Raw genomic sequence first — 14,467 nt, 5'->3', positions numbered from 1 at the left:
AGCTCCCGCTCCTTAGTTGTATAAAACTTTTCTGCCTTAAACAAAATGCTCATCTTGATCCTTACTTCCCAAGAAATGACTCATTTTATCAATGACTGTGTCTTCTACAGCTGCTCGCCCTTTTTCCAAAAGTGAAGATTCCAACGCTTTGCATTCTGCATTAGTCAACCTTTCTTCACGTCCCAAAGCGCCCAAGAAAGCAAGCTCAAGATCAGTTGCGATATTCACTTTACTTACACCGCCGCCTGGAAGGCGAATCGCTCCAGCCATCATGTCAGCCGGCACACCGGATCCACCATGCAAGACGAGATGTACAGGTGTAAGTGAACGAATCGCTTGCAATCGTTCGACATCGATCTTAGGCTGTCTCACCATGTAGACGCCATGAGCGGTTCCACAGGAAACGGCCAGGGCATCAATTTGGGTTTCATTAACGAAGCGATGCGCTTCCTGTGGGTCCGTATACAACTCTTCATCTTTATCCGTTTCTACAAAATCCGTTGTACCAATCATGCCAAGCTCCGCTTCAACCGATACACCTTTCGCGCGTGCATAGTCCGCAACTTCCTTGGAGATGGCAATATTTTCTTCCAAATTTTTCTCAGAAGCATCAATCATGACCGAAGTGAAACCAGCATCGATCGCTTCAGCAATCGTCGCCAATTCCTTCGTATGATCGAGATGCAAGACCAACGGCACGGTGATATTTTCCGCAATCACTTTTTCATAAAACTCATCCGCGAATTCCTTCGGTGTAATGCCGTATCGAACCAATTCTTTATGAGAGATTTGTACAATAGCTGGTGATTTCATCTTCTCTGCAGCCCGTAACACGGCTGTTATCATCGGTGTATATCTGGGTGAAAACGAGCCAATAGCGAAGCCAAATTTCTCAGCTACCTCCAAGGCTTGTTTGAGCGTTAGGACGTTCTTTGGTCTAATTCCTGCTGTCATATCAATCTCTCCTTCATCGTGAAATAAATTTCAAGTGTAATAATTTCTGCACCTTTGGCTTGCACGGTGAACGTACCGTCGGCATCTATGATTAGGTTTCCTCGATCCATCGGCTGTTCATTTAATTTTACGTAACGAACCTGCTGAGGCTTGATCTTCAGATGCACGCTGGCAGTGGTAGCTGCCTTCGACGTATTCCAGAAGCGCACAATGAGCGCATCGTTTTTTTCGGATTTTTTACAAGCGCTAAGCATGAGTGTATGATCGCCTTTGAGCTCCAGCCAACCGCCAGTTTGCTCTAAAACGCCATCATGCTTATCTGTGACAGAGCCGTAGCTTGCAGTTAAATATTCATGTACCTTGGTACTGATCTTAGCTTCCAGCCAATCTTCCCGATGGACAAAAATGGCATACTCCGCTTCATTCATCCCCAAACTTTGAGCGTCAGGTACAGGTGTTTCGGGTCCTGCTCCGCCGTGTCTAATCAGGGTATCCTCGCGAGATAACCAGCCCACAGCCCTCAGAAGGGTAATCGCCAATGTCCCTTGCTCATCGTCCAGCATTTCATACTCAGTCAGCCCTTTATTGGCGACTGTCAGTCCTTTATCGCTACCTTTTACACTGACAAAGCCTTGCTGTGGCTTCTGCGGCACGTACGTTTCTGGCCATCCATTACCCGCGTCCAATACAGCTGCTTCTCTTTCCACCACATCGAAATGGCTTTCCGCATGCGAGAACTTGAACTTCTCTCCTAGCGAGAATAGTACCCTCAAGCGATGGTCTTCCGCCTGATTGTTCCAAACCGTTCGTACATCCACTCTTTCGGAACCCGCAGTTAAGGACACATAATTCGTTATGAGGTAATCTGTGTACGATGCTGTTCTGCTTAACCGATCATCGCTAAGCCTTCTAGGTAAGGACCAACTGATGTCCACTTGAAGGGTGACTTTTGCGTATCCGGTTTCCGATGCCGAAACATGCACCTTAACGTGATGTTCCGTCGTACGCAACACTTGATCGATTAATGGAGCCCCGTAGTTGTACGTGTCCCCCGCGTCTCCACCACTTTCAAATGCGCCTAAACCATCATAAATGCGGTCGTTTCGTTTGTCCGTGATTCGCAATGTACCGTTCTGTGCATGAACCTCCACACGCAGAAATTCGTTCTCTATCGTGTTGTTACTAATTTGCAAGTCAGATTTGGCTTCACTGCCCTTGATCTTGGCAGCTGGCTGCAGCGTATTGACATATACCTGTTTAGGATCGCAAGCTGTCTCTCTTTTTCGTAGTGCATACGTCTTATATCCAAGGCCTGGAATGTCTTTTGCAGCAAAACAGATTTCCGTATAGAAATGTTTATCTGTCATCGGCTTCATGCCGCTGACAGCCTTCACTTGAAACGGAACCTCAAGTCCATCGGAGTCCACAAGCACATGCGTTTTAGGGTGAACGGCAAACTTGCGTTCGATCCAAACTGTAGCGGCATCACTCCGCGCCCAACAGAGTGAGTTATGAATAACAATCGCGAAGGCATCCTCCGGCAACTCACTTGTATCAATAAGTTTGTTGATGTGCTGAACGCTCTTCTCCGTCAAAATGTCAGCGATCTGCTTGGATTGAGCGAAGCGAGGGAGCATCTCCCGATGGACCTCATCGATACTGCACCCGCAGATGCTATCATGGGGGTGATTCTGAACAAGAAGCTCCCAAGCTGTCCATAGGAGTGCCGCTTCATACTTACGCCCATGCAACCAGGCTAACGCTGAGAATGGCTCTGCGTAGCGTTCCATGGCCAGCTGTCCAATGAAATTATGCCGTTTTAGGTACATCCGGGCAGACAGAACACCAGGTAATACATGAGGCAGCTCTGCGCCAAAATGCCGAAGCTCCCCTTTGATGACGTCCAAAGAAGGATTTTGTGCACGGACAGCCTCCATGAAGTCCTTGGTTGTTCCCCAGTGCAGCTCCGCCACTTCCTGCAAATCCTTTTGAACCTGCTTCATTAATCGGGGCAATCGTGCATCGATAAGTCTATGATCACCGCCATATGGCATTAACAAGCAATCTGTAGTAGCCCTTGTTGTCCAGCGTTCAATCGATTTTCGGACTCTGCCATACGTTTCTTCATATGTCTTCTTCGGATTATCGAAGTGGAGAAAATCCACCATATAATAGCCATCTGGGAACCAATATGTGAACACTTGCGTGCCATCTGGCGCTTCCCAAAGAAACTCTTGTTTAAAATCGGGAGATGGTCCACCCAGCCCTCGCCAAACCATCGCATTATCGATGCCAAAGCCTTGCAGGATCTGCGGCATTTGCGAGATATGACCAAAGGTATCCGGGATATAGCCAACATCCAAATTCGTAAAACCAAGCTTTTCGGACATCCGATTCCCCAACATCAGATTGCGTACATGTGCCTCAGCGCTGACAAGAAACTCATCGGGCAAAATGTACCACGGACCGCATTGGATACGGTTTTCATGAATGAATTGCAGCAAACGCGCTTGATTTTCTGGCCGAATCTCCAAATAGTCCTTCAATACAATCGTTTGACCATCCAGTAAGAAGCAGCAAAACTCGGGATCTTTATCAAGTATATCCAGCAGTTCATCGATAAGCTCCACTAAACGGATGCGGAAATCCTGCATCGTCGCCCACCATTCCCGATCCCAATGGGTGTGATGGTACACAAAAACGCGATATTTACGATCCAAGCTATTTCCTCCTACCCTTTCGTACCAGCACTGATGTTCATACCTTCAATAAAATATCGTTGGAAAATAAAGAAGATTGCGATAACCGGAATCATCACCATAACGGAACCTGCCATCAATAAATGCCATTGGCTTGTGCCTGAGCTGACCTTGAAGGCTTGTAAACCAATCTGTAAGGTGTACTTCGCTTCATCGTTTACATATAAAAGCGGTCCAAGGAAATCATTCCACGCCCCAGTGAATGTCCCAATTGCAACTGTCGCAAGTGCAGGCTTGGCCAGAGGAAGCATAATTGAACGCCAAATGTATAGATGGCTTGCGCCGTCGATTTTGGCAGCTTCAACGAGATCATTTGGAATCCCCAAATAAAATTGACGGATTAGGAAAATATGAAATGCACTTCCAAAGAAACCTGGGATAACGAGTGGTAAATATGTACCTACCCAGTGTAATTTGGAAAACAAAATGTATTGAGGAATCAGTGTTACGAATCCAGGAATGATCATCGTTCCCAGAATAATGGAAAAGAGAAACCCTTTCCCTGGAAACCGAATTTTAGCAAACCCGTAAGCGATGAAAGAGTTTGAAATGACGTGAGCAAATACGGCCACGGTTGCAATGATCAACGAATTCGCAGAATATCTGGCAAAATGACCCGCGTTCCACGCCTCTTTGTAATTGGACCAAACGAATTTCTGAGGAAACCAGGTTGGCGGATACGAAACAACTTCCGAAAGTGATTTCAACGAGGTTTGAATCATCCACCAAAATGGCATAAGAAAAGACAAGCTGCCTGCAATTAGAATCAGGGTGACGACCCACTTAGAGATTCTTTCCTTCGTACGGCGGCTTTGATGATACGATTTCTTAGTAACTGTTGCAGCAACCGTCATCGCGAATCTCCTCCTTCATAGTGAACCCAATATTTGGACAGCACCATATTAATCACGGTAACAATAATGGCGATTACGAAGAGGAACCAGGCCATAGCCATGGCGTACCCCATATCGAATATTTTGAAAGCTTTCAGGAACATATGCAGATTGTAAAATAAAAGCGAGTTCGATGGAGAACCAGGCGCACCAGGATCATCGGCCATCACGTAGCCTTCCTGGAAAATTTGAAAGCCGCCAATTAGACTAGTTATAACATCAAAGAAAATTACGGGTGTAATCATCGGCACGGTAATATGCCATAGCTTGCGGATTTTAGAAGCACCATCAATCTCAGCGGCTTCATACAGATGATCGGAAACCCCTTGCAGCGCTGCTAGAAACAGCAGCATCCCACCGCCGACAGCCCACATTTTCATCATCACAATCGCATTTTTCGTCCATGCAGGATCCGACAGCCAAGCAGGTCCTTCGATGCCAATCCAGCCAAGAACCGTATTAATGAGACCTGATTCGGGATTAAGCAGCATCATCCATAACATATAAACAGCTACACCGGACAAAACGGTTGGCAGATAGTAAATCGTCCGAAACCATCGCATACCGGGAATTTTCACATTTAAAAAAACGGCAAGAATGACAGAGCCCATCGTGGTTAAAGGAACGGCAAGTGCAACATAATACAGAGTATTGCGGAGCGATTTCCAGAATAACGGATCTTCGGTAAACATGCGTTTATAGTTATCGAACCCGATATAATCCATGCGCGAAGTGATGTCATAGTTCGTAAAGCTGGCGTATAAAGAGAACAATAGCGGACCAGCAGTGAAAATGAGAAAGCCGATGAACCATGGAGCAACGAAGCTGTATCCTTGCAGTGCTTCTTTTTTATCTAATGACCACTTTTTTATTTTTTTCGGTTGGGTACTTTCCATCAATTGAGGATTCACTTGTTTCCCTCCTTATATTAAAAGGGTGGAGCAGTAATACACTACGCCTCCACCCTTATCTCTAACGCTTATTTTGTATTCGATTTAACCAAATCTTCGACCGCTTTCTGAGCTTTATCTAAAGCCTCTTTCGGTGTTTGTTTACCTAAAATCGCATCATCAATTTGTGGATTTACCAAGTTGAGGAAATCAGGAGCCGTAACTGGAACAGTTCCCAGCACCGTTGATTTCAAGTTATCTACCGTAAACTTATAGATCGGATCCTTGATCAACTCTGGATCATTGGATGCTTTAATATTGGATACATTATCGAAGTTGAATTGTGCCCAATATTTCTGTGCATCAACATCTGTCATGAATTTCAAGAACTCCCAGCTTTCATCTGGATGCTTAGCGCCAAACGGAATTTCAATCGTAAAGCCTCCGCCGTTACTCCAGTTGCCGCTGCCTGCTTTGTATTCAGGCATTGCTGCGACACCAAAGTCTTCTTTCTTCGGTGCAAAGTCACGAATTTGCGTCCAGAACGTTCCTGCATCAATTTTCATCGCTAACTTGCCAGCAATGAGTGGATCGTTCGTTTTACTGCCGAAGCCAGCTTTGAAGGCATCTACTTCTTTTTTGCCTAACCGGGTATCCCAGCTGTTAAACCATTCTAAGGCAGCAATTCGGTTAGGTGAATTGATATAAATCCCTTTGTCATCCAGCCAAGGTCTTCCGCCATCGGCGTTGTTCAAGAACATATCTTGCCCACCTGCAATGCGAGGATGGAAGCCTAAGCGCTCAATTTTACCATTGTTAATTTTATCGATTTTCTTGGAGTACTCTTCCAATTCCGCCCATGTTTTTGGCGGTTTTTCCGGATCGAGACCCGCTTCTTTAAAGATTGCTTTGTTATAGAACAATACGCGAGTATCTGTGACAAATGGAAGCGCGTACACTTCATTTTTGTATTGCATCGCATTTAATAAGTGCGGGAAGAATCGATCCTTAATGTTATCTTTCGCCAGATATGGCGTAAGGTTCATTACTTGCTTTTTGCTTGCGCGTTGAGCAACTTGGCTAATATCGTGAATGATGACATCTGGCGGATTCCCTGCAGCAATGGCTGCTAGTTCTTTCGTCCAACCATCTCCATAAGGTAAGAAAGTATGTTTCACGACAATGCGGTCCTGAGAGGCATTAAAATCACTAATAATTTTTTCAATAATAGGACGGCGTGTTGTGGAACCCCAATGAGTCCAAAAATCCAGCGTTACTTTACCTTTCGGTTTCTCTACTGCAGTACTTGCAGCCGGGCTGGTAGCCGTTCCAGCAGATGCACTCGGACTTGCCGTATTGTTACTGCTGCAAGCAGTCAATACTAAGCCTGTAGTGAGCGCCGTGCTGAGTACAACCATCATGGATTTATTCGCTCTCTTCATACGGTTTCATTCCCCCTAATAAAATGGTTAGACAAGCAATGCCACATCGCGGAATAACAATCCCACATTTTAAAGCGTTTACAATGTGGTTTCTTGAAGCCTATATCTATATAATACTCGCAAAATCCACATTGTCAACCATTTTTCAAGCGCTTACAAATGTTTCATGTGGTGTTTTGCAAAACAAACCTCATAAACCCACATTTTCGTATGTGAAATGCCACCAATAAAAAAATCTTCCGCATCAAATGATGGGAAGATTTCTCGTTTTTTCTCTATTTGCTAGTCTCGCCAAAAATCTTGCCGCCGATCATCGTCCATTCAACTTGGAAATGTTCGTCCAACAAGACCAAGTCAGCATCCGCATCAACTGCGATTCTCCCTTTCTGTGGAAGGCCAAGCAAATCTGCTGGTGTTTTCGTTGCCATTGTAACAGCATCATGCAAGGAGATGCCAAGCTCTACGGTATTTTTCAAAGCTTGATTCATCGTTACTGTGCTCGAAGCTAGAGTTCCGTCCTGTAGTTGGGCTACGCCGCTCACAACCTTCACTGGATGTCCTCCAAACTGATAATCTCCATCGCCGAGCCCCATTGCATGAAGAGCATCTGTGATGAGTACCATCCCATCCGCACCTTTGATCTTGTGCATCAGCCGAATTATCGCAGGATGCAGATGTACGTGATCCACAATCGCTTGCAAGCTAACATGCGGCTGTTCAAAGGCAGCAACTACAAGACCAGGGTCTCTATGGTGAATCGGACGCATGCCATTGAAGCAATGCGTGATATGGCTTGCACCAAGCCTAAAGGCCTCTGTCGCTTCTTCATAGGTAGCATCTGAATGTGCAATCGCCACGATAATTCCACACTCTCGTAAATAAGAGACAAGCTCCATTCCTCCGGGGAGCTCGGGGGCGACTGTCACCATTTTCAATAATGAGCCTGCTTGCTCCACAACACGCTCCATTTCCAATAAATCTGGATGACGAAGAAAGGCTTCATTCTGCATCCCTTTTCGTTTTGCATTTAAATACGGTCCTTCCGTGTGAATACCTACGATCGACGCACCGTGAACGTTCCCTGCTGCTTGCTTCACATTGTCGATCATGTTCAGCAAATCCTCCAAATTCGAGCTTACCGAGGTAGCTAAGAACGAGGTACAGCCCGTCGCAGCACACGTTTCCGATACGACTTCGATACTTCGAAGACTGCCGTCCATCATGTCATACCCTTTTGCTCCATGAATGTGTACGTCAATCATACCAGGGATAAGCAGCTTTCCTTCACCGTCGAGAATCTCGTGTCCCTCCTCATAAGCAGGTACCCCCTCTACAATAGCAGTAATTCTATCATTCTCTATGCGTACAGAACCAGATTCGATGATCCCTGTTTCAACAACGATACGAACATTAGTAATCCATTTTGATGGTTGCAAGGCAAGTTCCTCCGTCTACTAAAATGTAGGTTCAGTATACAAGAGTCTACTATCCTCCTGTCAAGGATTGCTCTATGCATATGCTCATATTGTCTTTACAACCATAGCCCGCTGCATGTGGTTTCGATATTCACGAGGAGAAGTGCCAACTTGCCGCTTGAATTGTTTATTGAATGTGCTTAATGACTGAAACCCGCTGGATTCCGATACTTCAATCATGGAAAGCTCTGACGTGCGCAGCAAATCAATCGCACTCTGAACACGAAGCAGGTTCACGAATTCATTCGGCGTTTGGCCCGTCAGCGTACCAAATTGCTCAAAAAAAGAGGTTTTACCCATACCAGAATTGCGGATTAACACATCCGTATCCAACGCTTCTTTATAGTTATCTAGCAAGAAACCAATTGATTCCGCGATGGAAGCGCGTGGATTGCTTATTTGCTCACCTTTGCGGAAGTCCACAGCATATTGTTCGATCTCTAACAAAATTTCAGTCAAATGCATAAATTGCCTGGTCATCCAAGAATCGCTTTGTTTTTCTTGTGCTTCCGTTGCCCGTTCGGCGGCTCGTCGAATATTCTGTGCATACGTGGTGTGCGCCGGGATCAAAGGAGGCATATTTTGTTGTGCATAAAAAGGGATTAATAAGCGGTTTCCATCAGGAAGTTGTCTTAGTACAGAAGGGACGAACAACACAAGAATTGATTCAAATTGTTTCCCAGGGAGTGCAAAGCTCCAATGCGGTTCGAATGGTCTGCACAAGAACACATCCCCAGGCTTGCCTCGATACGTACGATCACCGAACTTATACTCCATTTCCTCCTCCAGCATCACACCGACCTCCAAGCAGTCGTGGACATGCAGTTCATGAGGTTCAGAAGACCCCTTTACGCGGCAAAACGCAAATGATCGGCTAAGACTTAGCTTTTCGACGTACATCATAGACCTCCGTTTCCTAATCTGCGAATTAACGGACAAAATGACAAGTTTATCTTCATCTCGGATGAGAATCCTAACAGACTGATATGCTAGATTTAAATCAATCTTATTTACGAGGTGACTATGTATGAGAATTTATTTGATTGGTGCAGGCGTCATCAGCCGTACGCACGCAGAAGCAGCAGCTAAACTTCCAGAACCAGTAGAAATACGGGTTGCTGATCCGAACCCAAAAGCATTAAAAGCTTTTTTGGAGAAATTTCCTGACGTATTAACCTATCCTGATGCCAAAGTCATGTTGGAAGCGGAGCCCCCACGCAATGACGATGTTGTTATCGTAGGGACACCGCCTTTTGCACATGTTCATCTGGCAATTGCAGCCTTGAACTCGGGGCGCCACGTACTTTGCGAGAAGCCGCTTGCTATGAACATGGAGGAAGCTGAACTAATGCTTGCCACAGCGGAAAGTCAGTCGAGACTATTCGGCTGCTGCAGTGTTCGGTTCAAGGGTATGCATCACATGGAAGCTACCAAGCAAATCGTACGCTCAGGCCAACTTGGCGATATTTACCACATGACCTTTGTGAACAAGTGGGAACGCAGCCGTTCGGGCCTCGAGTACCAGCCAGAGAGTTCATGGTTTCTCGATGCAAGCAAGAGTGGTGGAGGCGTCTTGATGGATTGGGGGCCTTACGATATGTCCACGTTAGTGGATGTGTTAGATCCATCAGCAATCGATATTGTCTCGGCTTGGGTCGCAAAGCCAGAAACAGCAGTTGATCCCGTGGAAAGTCCGTTCGATGTTGAAACCCATGTTGGCGCGACCATGATCTTCCATCGCGATGGACTTCCATCCGTCCATATCCAGTATGAACGCGCATCATGCACACATGGAAAGGAATATGTGAAAGCCGAAATCGAAGGCACACGCGGATCCGTCAGCTGGACACCGTTCGATTCCCGCCAAGGCGTTTATCAGAGATTCGATCAGGAAGGCAAGCTGGTAGAAGAACAGGCGGAAACGCCTCCACGTCTGCCTACAACCATTTTCGATCATCCGCTGCTTCATTTTTACCAATCTGTCAAAGGACTACCTTCATTCTCCAATGTGAATCGCAGAGCCGTCAATCATTTTCGTATCATTAGAGCGATTTATGATTGTGCTGCCGCTGGCGAGAAACAAGACACGATCGTTATACACCGGGATCAGGAGGCTTATTGATCATGAATATACTTGGTTATTCCTCGAATATGTACGGCTGGACCGAACGCTGGAAATTGGACGGAAGACAGCAGCCGCATAGTTGGGACGTGCTGCTTCGCGAGTGTGCGGAGGCCGGACTTGATGCCGTCGAAATCGATGCGTCGCCCGAAAAACTGGCGTTGGCTCGTAAGTATGGCTTAGCTGTTTCGGCGTCATATCTCGGTTTGCAGATTCATGAGCCTTTCGAAACCTTGAATTATGAGAAAGAAATTCTCCCCTTTGCGGAGAGACTCGCTGCAGCGGGAGGTAAACATTTGCTGCTGAACGCCGATCCTTGGGGGAGTTGGACGAATCCGATTCCTAAGAAGAAAGAGCACTTTATTCGGCAAGGTGAAAATTTATCCAAAATTGCGCAATTGGTCGCACCGATGGGATTAGCAGTCAGTCTACACAATCATGCCGCCGATCGCTATCATGCTGAGGGAGATCTACACTCCGTTGTTCGTTACTCCGACCCAGCGGTAGGGCTCTGCGTGGATACAGCTTGGGCATCTGCAGCTGGCTGTGACCCTATTGCTTGGGTTCGCAACTATCCGGAGCGCATTCATTATTTTCATTTACGTAATCAAAATGGCCGTTGGCCGACGGAAGATCTTCTTGAGGGCAGCATCAACTTCCAAGATTTGATCGCCGCCGTGAAAGAAATCAATTACGAAGGTTGGCTTTCCCTCGAGCTGTGGCATCCTCAAGAAATCAAGCCAGTACGCTCCATGATCGAGGACGTTTCCCGCTCCACACAGTATTTGCGTGAGCTGCTTCAAAAAGCTTAAATTTGATTTAAACGTCGGTGTTAAAGTGAAAAAGCTTCCAACCCTAGGACATCGTGGGGTTAGAAGCTTTTTTCCCTATCTTCACTGATCATGTATAGACCATTTTTACGATGAAGAAACGACGTTGCCAGTTTCCAATGCTTGAACGGCCGACAAGGCAAAAGCTAGCGAAGAGATACTATCCTCATAGGACGAGCGAATAAGCGCCTGATTATTCTCTTTAATCGCCTGAATAAAGATCTCCAATTCCGAGCGATATAGCGTATCCTCACCCATAAAGTTTATCTCTACACCGCCGATGGACCCCTGCAGGGTGCCTTTTCCAATGTCAATCAGCAGATCCATTTCGTCTGAAATGAGCTGGATTTGAGCTTTAAAGCCGGTATATGCCCAAGAATGACTATGATTTTGAATAGCGCCGTGCTTGTATTGGAAGACCAGCGCAGCACTGTCCTCAACGGAAAAGCTTTCACTCTTTGGAACAGTCAGATTGGCCTGGAATCCAGTAACCGCTTGGATTTCGCCTAGCAAGTATCTGGACACATCGAAGATATGAATCGCTTGATCGAATATCGGTCCTCCAGAGCGACTTTTATCAAAAAACCAGAGAGGCGTGCCGTCTCTTACAGCCAGTCCATCGAGCATACAGCTGCGAACTAATGCCACACTGCGCCCCGCAATCAGTTCACGAGCCTTAGACACCGCTTGGGAATATCGGAACATAAATCCTACGCTGTTGAGAATTCCATGTTTCATGATTACATCCAGAATTTGTCTGGCCGACTCCAAGTCCTTTGCCGGAGGCTTTTCGATAAAGCAGTGAATGCCCCGCTGAGCTGCCTCGGTTACGAACTGTAAACGCACACTCGGATGGGTGCAGATTAATACCGCTTGGGGTTTTGTTTCTTCCAGCATACGAACGAAGTCCTCGAAACCCGGAACCGTGAACTTCGCGCTCACCTTAGCCAGCACTTCAGGACTCAAGTCACAAGCGCCAACAATCTCCGCATCAGGAATGTTTCTAAGGTTGCTTAAAAGTCCCTGTCCCTGCCAACCTGCTCCAACTATTGCTATACGTACCACGCGTATTCAACCTCCATTGATGTAGGATTCTCCTTTTATTAAAGTGCTTGTGGAAATTCTTTTTTTAACCAACGAAGCCCGTCGGCGCAATCCTCTGTTGGATCGTGATCACCGCATTCATGCTCAACCGAGATTGTTCCGTCATAACCGATTTCTTTAATCGCTTGTATACATCCGGCAATATCCGCTACGCCCGCACCCAGCCGTGTTGTATTATGCTTTCCAGCTTCCCCAACGTCCTTGAGATGAATATGCAGCAAATGATCTTTAAGCTGTCTGATCGCAGCTGGAGCTGAATAGCTTTGCGTTGCAAACCAGCCAGTATCCACACAGGCTCCAAGCCTATCTCCGTAATCACCAATGATGTCAAGAATCTCATTAGGATGCTTCTCTGGATGGTTCTCCACCGCAAACTTAATCCCGTACTCTCGGCAATATTCGTAAATAGCCGGTGCCGCTTCCTTGGACAATCCACTGACAATGGTATCAATGCCTAGCACTTTGCACGTTTCGAAGCAAAGTTTTGTCCAACGTGGCCAGCGTATTGGATCACCTACTGAACAGGAATAACCGATCACCGTCAAACCATGCCCCTCCCATATCGCTTTCATCTCATCAGCAAGAAAAGGAGTCATAAATTTGGGAAAAGCGTGCGCCATCCACAATTCCAGATAGGTAAAGCCAGCGCCAGCGATGTCCGAGCAGATCGCATCAAATTCAAGCAGACTCGCCTTTTCAATAACGCGACGCTCCGCAGCGCCCCAATCTTCCATACTTGTGTTGTAACCGGATGCCCGGCCGAAATAATTTGCTGAAATCATGGATACTCTCATTAGAATCCACCACCTGACAATTTTATGTACACCTAGCATTTCTAGCATTATATTGATATATCTACTATAATTATATCTCATTAAACCCCATATTTCTTACCCTTCCTTGATCTAACATTCCACTATATTGATCCGTGAAGGAGACAAAACTTGTGATTATTCTATCCGAGGAGCAGTGTGTCGACGCCTACACCGGGGTACACTTCAATTGGCATGATTCCATGATCAATATCTCTGGTGTACCGCACTCACATGAATTTTATGAAATCTTCATGCTGACAGAGGGGGCGATTACCCATATCGTGAATGGCAAGCTCATACCTCTGCAGGAAGGAGATCTTGTATTGATCCGTCCTCATGATGCCCATACCTATAAGGTGGACAATAGCCAGCACTGGCGTTTGGCTAATCTCACTTTCTCCTGCGACATGTTGAACAATTTACTGTATTACTTAGGAATCGATCGACATACGTGTTCCCTACTAACGGCCGAGTTGCCACCGCATATTCAACTTTCAAAGGAGGAACGTTTAGTTAAAATCCAGTCGTGGGATCAGCTCGCGGCTATTCCTAGCAATCAAAAACAGCGCTTTCGCCTATATGCCCGTACCCTCATCGCCGATATGATTATGCACCTGTTCTTGCCATCAATCCCGGCCGACTCCGCGGGGGAAGCCTGGATTGATCGACTCCTTTCGGAGATGAGCCTCCGGGAAAATTATATACCCGGAATTCCAAGGTTGAAAAAACTGGCACCGTGCTCCTATGAACACGTATGCCGAACATTTCGCAGAAGGTTTGGACGGTCACCCTCTGAGTGGATTAATGAGCAGCGGCTCTACTATGCAGCGAATCAGTTGGAATATACCCTTAAGCCGATCTTGGAAATTATTGCAGAGGCGGGCTTTGATAACCCGGGCTACTTCTACTCGCTGTTTAAGAAACAATATGCTGCTTCGCCTAAACAATATCGTGAACGCATGCAGCGGACAGTGATTCCTTAATCCATTAGTTACAACTCAAATTTGGGACCGAATGTACCTTGTGTTATCCGTCAACATACCAGATCACGATTTTATTCGAGAAGGACTCGATAGCTTTGATCAGACCGATCGTCCCTATCGAAATCAAATCTTCCAAATCGTCTCCTGTATTGTCGAATTTTTTGAGGATATGGACACGAAGCAACGTAAATTGTTAGCAA

General features: G+C 46.1%; 12 protein-coding genes and 1 pseudogene. 3 read left to right on the top strand and 10 right to left on the bottom strand.

Annotated features, from left to right (window positions below; translation table 11 throughout):
• Positions 1-36: 36 nt before the first annotated feature.
• From AC58QC_RS06075 to AC58QC_RS06045, 7 genes are all read right to left on the bottom strand, one after another.
• On the bottom strand, positions 37-954 hold the full coding sequence (locus tag AC58QC_RS06075; protein WP_497414299.1) for a class II fructose-bisphosphate aldolase: 918 nt from the start codon (positions 952-954) through the stop codon (positions 37-39).
• The gene (locus AC58QC_RS06070) at positions 951-3,674 is read right to left on the bottom strand and encodes an alpha-mannosidase (RefSeq protein WP_497414298.1); all 2,724 of its coding nucleotides are present in this window, start codon (positions 3,672-3,674) and stop codon (positions 951-953) included. The genes AC58QC_RS06075 and AC58QC_RS06070 overlap by 4 nt, the downstream gene beginning before the upstream one ends.
• A gap of 11 nt (positions 3,675-3,685) precedes the next feature.
• Entirely contained in the window at positions 3,686-4,567 is an 882-nt protein-coding gene (locus AC58QC_RS06065) for a carbohydrate ABC transporter permease (RefSeq protein WP_497414297.1), read from the bottom strand.
• Entirely contained in the window at positions 4,564-5,517 is a 954-nt protein-coding gene (locus AC58QC_RS06060; protein ID WP_497414296.1) for a carbohydrate ABC transporter permease, read from the bottom strand. Before AC58QC_RS06060 ends, AC58QC_RS06065 begins: the two co-directional genes overlap by 4 nt.
• 68 nt (positions 5,518-5,585) lie before the next feature.
• Positions 5,586-6,938, bottom strand: a complete 1,353-nt coding sequence (locus tag AC58QC_RS06055) for an ABC transporter substrate-binding protein (RefSeq protein WP_497414295.1) — start codon at positions 6,936-6,938, stop codon at positions 5,586-5,588.
• A gap of 275 nt (positions 6,939-7,213) precedes the next feature.
• Positions 7,214-8,374: an N-acetylglucosamine-6-phosphate deacetylase gene (nagA, locus tag AC58QC_RS06050; RefSeq protein WP_497414294.1), complete on the bottom strand. Its 1,161-nt coding sequence runs from the start codon at positions 8,372-8,374 to the stop codon at positions 7,214-7,216.
• 84 nt (positions 8,375-8,458) lie between these two features.
• Entirely contained in the window at positions 8,459-9,313 is an 855-nt protein-coding gene (locus AC58QC_RS06045; RefSeq protein WP_497414293.1) for a helix-turn-helix domain-containing protein, read from the bottom strand.
• Between the two features lie 127 nt (positions 9,314-9,440).
• Between AC58QC_RS06045 and AC58QC_RS06040 the strand changes: the two genes are divergently transcribed.
• Complete coding sequence (locus AC58QC_RS06040; RefSeq protein WP_497414292.1) at positions 9,441-10,535, top strand: Gfo/Idh/MocA family protein; 1,095 nt, start codon at positions 9,441-9,443, stop codon at positions 10,533-10,535.
• A gap of 2 nt (positions 10,536-10,537) precedes the next feature.
• Entirely contained in the window at positions 10,538-11,347 is an 810-nt protein-coding gene (locus AC58QC_RS06035; RefSeq protein WP_497414291.1) for a sugar phosphate isomerase/epimerase family protein, read from the top strand.
• 105 nt (positions 11,348-11,452) lie between these two features.
• On the opposite strand, the gene AC58QC_RS06030 is transcribed toward AC58QC_RS06035, so the two are convergent.
• Together AC58QC_RS06030 and AC58QC_RS06025 are read right to left on the bottom strand one after the other, a co-directional pair.
• Positions 11,453-12,430, bottom strand: coding sequence for a Gfo/Idh/MocA family protein (locus tag AC58QC_RS06030; RefSeq protein ID WP_497414290.1), 978 nt, complete (start codon positions 12,428-12,430; stop codon positions 11,453-11,455).
• Positions 12,431-12,468: 38 nt separating this feature from the next.
• Entirely contained in the window at positions 12,469-13,263 is a 795-nt protein-coding gene (locus AC58QC_RS06025) for a sugar phosphate isomerase/epimerase family protein (protein WP_497414289.1), read from the bottom strand.
• 152 nt (positions 13,264-13,415) lie between these two features.
• Between AC58QC_RS06025 and AC58QC_RS06020 the strand changes: the two genes are divergently transcribed.
• On the top strand, positions 13,416-14,267 hold the full coding sequence (locus AC58QC_RS06020; RefSeq protein WP_497414288.1) for a helix-turn-helix transcriptional regulator: 852 nt from the start codon (positions 13,416-13,418) through the stop codon (positions 14,265-14,267).
• Positions 14,268-14,346: 79 nt separating this feature from the next.
• Here the strand turns inward: AC58QC_RS06020 and AC58QC_RS06015 are convergent.
• Positions 14,347-14,451 (bottom strand): annotated as a pseudogene (locus AC58QC_RS06015) (sigma factor); the annotation flags it as partial.
• Positions 14,452-14,467 lie beyond the last annotated feature (16 nt).

The sequence above is a fragment of the Paenibacillus sp. J22P51 genome (assembly GCF_059692215.1).
The sequence above is the reverse complement of the archived record's forward strand: the minus strand, read 5'-3'. Positions and strand labels throughout refer to the sequence as shown.

Excerpts from the sequence above, each read along its gene's own strand:
- AC58QC_RS06075 (WP_497414299.1), bottom strand. The coding sequence starts at position 954 with ATGACAGCAGGAATTAGACCAAAGAACGTCCTAACGCTCAAACAAGCC.
- AC58QC_RS06065 (WP_497414297.1), bottom strand. The coding sequence starts at position 4,567 with ATGACGGTTGCTGCAACAGTTACTAAGAAATCGTATCATCAAAGCCGC.
- AC58QC_RS06055 (WP_497414295.1), bottom strand. The coding sequence starts at position 6,938 with ATGAAGAGAGCGAATAAATCCATGATGGTTGTACTCAGCACGGCGCTC.
- AC58QC_RS06045 (WP_497414293.1), bottom strand. The coding sequence starts at position 9,313 with ATGTACGTCGAAAAGCTAAGTCTTAGCCGATCATTTGCGTTTTGCCGC.
- AC58QC_RS06040 (WP_497414292.1), top strand. The coding sequence starts at position 9,441 with ATGAGAATTTATTTGATTGGTGCAGGCGTCATCAGCCGTACGCACGCA.
- AC58QC_RS06035 (WP_497414291.1), top strand. The coding sequence starts at position 10,538 with ATGAATATACTTGGTTATTCCTCGAATATGTACGGCTGGACCGAACGC.
- AC58QC_RS06025 (WP_497414289.1), bottom strand. The coding sequence starts at position 13,263 with ATGAGAGTATCCATGATTTCAGCAAATTATTTCGGCCGGGCATCCGGT.